Origin of the sequence: Sulfuricurvum sp. (assembly GCF_019163035.1) — a bacterium.
Taxonomy (GTDB): Bacteria; Campylobacterota; Campylobacteria; order Campylobacterales; family Sulfurimonadaceae; genus Sulfuricurvum.
The window spans coordinates 1-3,298 of sequence record NZ_JAFLKV010000147.1; the positions used below are offsets into that span (position 1 = coordinate 1).

4 protein-coding genes are annotated in these 3,298 nt (G+C 43.2%); 2 read left to right on the forward strand and 2 right to left on the reverse strand.

Features of this window, described 5'->3' with window-relative positions; translation table 11 throughout:
• The first annotated feature begins 119 nt into the window (after positions 1-119).
• On the forward strand, positions 120-1,130 hold the full coding sequence (locus tag JZU62_RS10495) for a hypothetical protein (RefSeq protein WP_295014572.1): 1,011 nt from the start codon (positions 120-122) through the stop codon (positions 1,128-1,130).
• The gene (locus JZU62_RS10500; RefSeq protein WP_295014574.1) at positions 1,127-1,960 is read left to right on the forward strand and encodes a hypothetical protein; all 834 of its coding nucleotides are present in this window, start codon (positions 1,127-1,129) and stop codon (positions 1,958-1,960) included. The genes JZU62_RS10495 and JZU62_RS10500 overlap by 4 nt, the downstream gene beginning before the upstream one ends.
• A gap of 71 nt (positions 1,961-2,031) precedes the next feature.
• Here the strand turns inward: JZU62_RS10500 and JZU62_RS10505 are convergent, their stop codons facing one another.
• Both JZU62_RS10505 and JZU62_RS10510 read right to left on the reverse strand, forming a co-directional pair.
• Positions 2,032-3,072, reverse strand: a complete 1,041-nt coding sequence (locus JZU62_RS10505; protein WP_295014576.1) for an Mrp/NBP35 family ATP-binding protein — start codon at positions 3,070-3,072, stop codon at positions 2,032-2,034.
• On the reverse strand, positions 3,062-3,298 hold a 237-nt coding region (locus JZU62_RS10510), incomplete at its 5' end, for a hypothetical protein (RefSeq protein ID WP_295014577.1). The genes JZU62_RS10510 and JZU62_RS10505, both read right to left, overlap by 11 nt.

Sequence of the window (3,298 nt, forward strand, 5' to 3'; positions counted from 1 at the left end):
AGAGTTCACATATTTTGAGTTGTTATTATCGTTTTTTTGATGGCTTTGTGATAAAATACCCCCTTAAGATACAGGGGCATATATCACGGCTCAAATGCGATTACACGAAGGAGAATACTATGTTTAGCAGATTATTAATCGGTGCGGCAGCACTGTCATTGGCAGCGTCTATGGCGTTTGGCGCTCAAGGGGCGAAGTTCTATGTCGGTGAGGGCGATAAAGAGAAAGTGTATATGGATATGGTCAATAAGAAGATCACAACATTGGGCTTTGTCCTCTCTGATCCACATGAGCGCATTAACGATGCGTATAAAACCAAATGGGGAACTGAGTTTAAAACCGAAAAAGGGGCACAAGTCAAACATCCTGATTTTGACCCAACGTTTAAAGCAACATTGGACAACCTCGGATTTTTCTCAATTACCAATGATTCGCTTATTGGACCGTTGTTAATGAAAGAACCATCTTTGGGCGGGTTCTCTCCGTTTAATTTACATATTTATAAAAAAATGGGTGAAAATAAAACCTACGTTGGTCACGTAACTCCTGAAGCAATGCTCGATATCGTTGGTGTTAAAGATGCAGATGTGCGTGCAAAGTTTGCGGCATCATTTGTGCCGTTGGACAAACTGATTGAAACTGAGATTGGAAATAAAGTGCATATTGTCGATTATAAAGCACTTCCTGCTAAACCGATGATGACATTCGAAATGCCATTTGAACGTGGTGCGAGCTTGGAAGCATTTAAATCTGATTTCCAAAGTAAATTTGAAGAAGCGTTTGAAAGTCACAAATATATCATTGCCGGATACAAAGATATCAAAGGCTCTATGACCGATGCAAATATCGAGTTCGGTCGATATGATGAGTACTGGGTTTACTCACTTTGTCATTTCCGATTTTCTGAGGGTATTTTTAACCAAGGGCGTCCGGATGCAGGAGCGCTTGCGCCGTGTTCAATGTATATGTATGTTGAAAAAGGATCGAATAAACTTATGATTGGTATGCCTCGTCTTGAAACTTGGTCAGCGGTTATGGGCATTAAAGATCAAAAAATGAATGATTCTATCGTTGCTTTGGATAAAGAGATCATTAAAATTATGACGGAATTAGGAGCAAAAGAGAAATGAGAAAATTCTATACACTCATAATGAGCGCACTTGTTCTCGGATTTTGCGGATGTGCCGGAACCGCTCCTGAAGCTGAAGCTGGGGTCAAAATTGAAAAAGTAGTTGCTACGTATAAAATTGGAGCCTACAGTGATGTCGATAGTGTTAAATCGAAACTCGCTTCTGTCGGCTTTGAAGTAGTCGGTACAAAGGCAACGGATGCAGGGACAACTGTGTTGTTTACGAATGCGCAAATGAAAGCGATGGCAAACAAACCGACACGTGGTTTTGCGGCAGTCGGGCGTATTTTAGTGGATGATGCTAATAAACAAATCAGCATCGCGAACCCTGTTTATTTCGGAAAAGCATTTATGCAAAAAGAGTATAGCCATGCGACGGCAGCGTCAGCGTTGGCATCGCTTGAAAAAGCGTTTGGACCGTTGAAAGATTCTGCCGATAAATGGGAATTTGCGGGATTGGCTGATTACCATTTTATGATGAGTATGCCGTATTATGCAGATATGGATGTTGTGGGTACGGGTTCAACGGCTGAATTGGTGGCAAAAGCAAAAGCGGCTAAAGGGACGACAGCGGTCGTTCAAGTAGGTGCGGATAGTTATGTTGCCTTTGTCGAACTTGACAAACGTACCAGCGGATTTGTGAAAAAAATCGGAGCTCAAAACGGAGAGATTTTACCGTATGCTGTTTTGATCGAGGGTGGAGAAGCTAAAGCATTGAATGCAAAATATTTCATTGCGATTAGCTATCCGCTTCTTACTATGACAGAGTTTATGGGGATAGCAACTGTACCTGATGCGATCACTAAGGGTCTACAAAAAATCTTCAAATAAAAATATTGTCATGCCGAACTAGATTCGGCATCTCCTATTAGACCCTGAATCTAGTTCAGGGTGACGAAAAACTACACTTTAAACTTCACCGCTTTTAACATATTTTCTACTATATCACGATAATAACTTTTTAACACCTCACTGCCTAAAACAACGGGCGGTTCTCCGTTATCAGAACCCTCTCGGATATCCATGTTTAGCGGTATTTGACCTAATAACGGAATGTTATAACGTGCCGCCAATCTCTCACCGCCTCCACTTCCGAATATATCGTAGCGTGTACCGGTATCAGGAGCAATGAAGTAGCTCATGTTTTCCACTAATCCTGCCATCGGAACGTGGATATCTTGAAACATTCGGATGGAGCGGCTGACGTCATCACTGGCGACGAGTTGTGGGGTAGTGACGATGACCCCTGCGGTGATAGGGAGCTCTTGTGCCATAGTGAGCTGAATGTCTCCAGTGCCGGGAGGCATATCGATTACCATAAAATCAAGCTCTCCCCACTCTACATCTTCGAGAAACTGGATTAATGCCGATACGGCAACCGATGAACGCCATACGAGAGGCGTATCGGAGGTCGGAGTGGTAAGGGCGACACTCATGATTTTTATCCCGTAGTTTTCACTCGGGATAATTTTATTATCATCATTCCATTTGATCTTTTCAAGATCGGTATTGGTAAGGCGAGGAACATTGGGACCGTAAACATCGGCATCTAAAATCCCGACACGGTACCCCTTTTGGGCAAGGGCAATAGCGAGATTGACACTGACGGTACTTTTCCCAACCCCCCCTTTTCCGCTCGTAACGGCTATCACATTTTTAGCATAAGGGGCGCGGTTGTTTGGAGTGGCGCTGTTACCGTAGTTGGTGTCTTTTTGTACCTGAGCTTTTTTGGTAATATCGAGTGTACTGAAATGATCTCCAAAAGCGGATTCGATTGCTGATTTTACGGTGAGATAAGAGTCATCACTGACCGTAAGGAGCTCGATTTTGGCGTTAGAATCGATCACTTTGACGGTAGAGATTAGTTTTAGTTCACCGAGGCTTCGGCTAAGCCCTGGATAGGATAGGAGATTCAGTGCGTCTAGGAGCTCTTTAGTGTTCATAAGGGTTTCCTCTCACTTCACGTGCCAAAAGGGCTTTGGAACCGGAGGCTTTTTGGGCGAGTTTGGCTAAAGCATTTCGAGCTGATGGGTATTCGAGGCTAAGACGATGGCAGGCGTTGATACGTTCATCGATAAGGGTATTTAAAGAAGTGATAACACTGTTTAATGTCCCCGCATCATTGGATTGGTTGAGTAAATCTTTGATAAGCATCTCGCGTGAGTTCAT

Excerpts from the sequence above, each read along its gene's own strand:
- JZU62_RS10495 (WP_295014572.1), top strand. The coding sequence starts at position 120 with ATGTTTAGCAGATTATTAATCGGTGCGGCAGCACTGTCATTGGCAGCG.
- JZU62_RS10500 (WP_295014574.1), top strand. The coding sequence starts at position 1,127 with ATGAGAAAATTCTATACACTCATAATGAGCGCACTTGTTCTCGGATTT.
- JZU62_RS10505 (WP_295014576.1), bottom strand. The coding sequence starts at position 3,072 with ATGAACACTAAAGAGCTCCTAGACGCACTGAATCTCCTATCCTATCCA.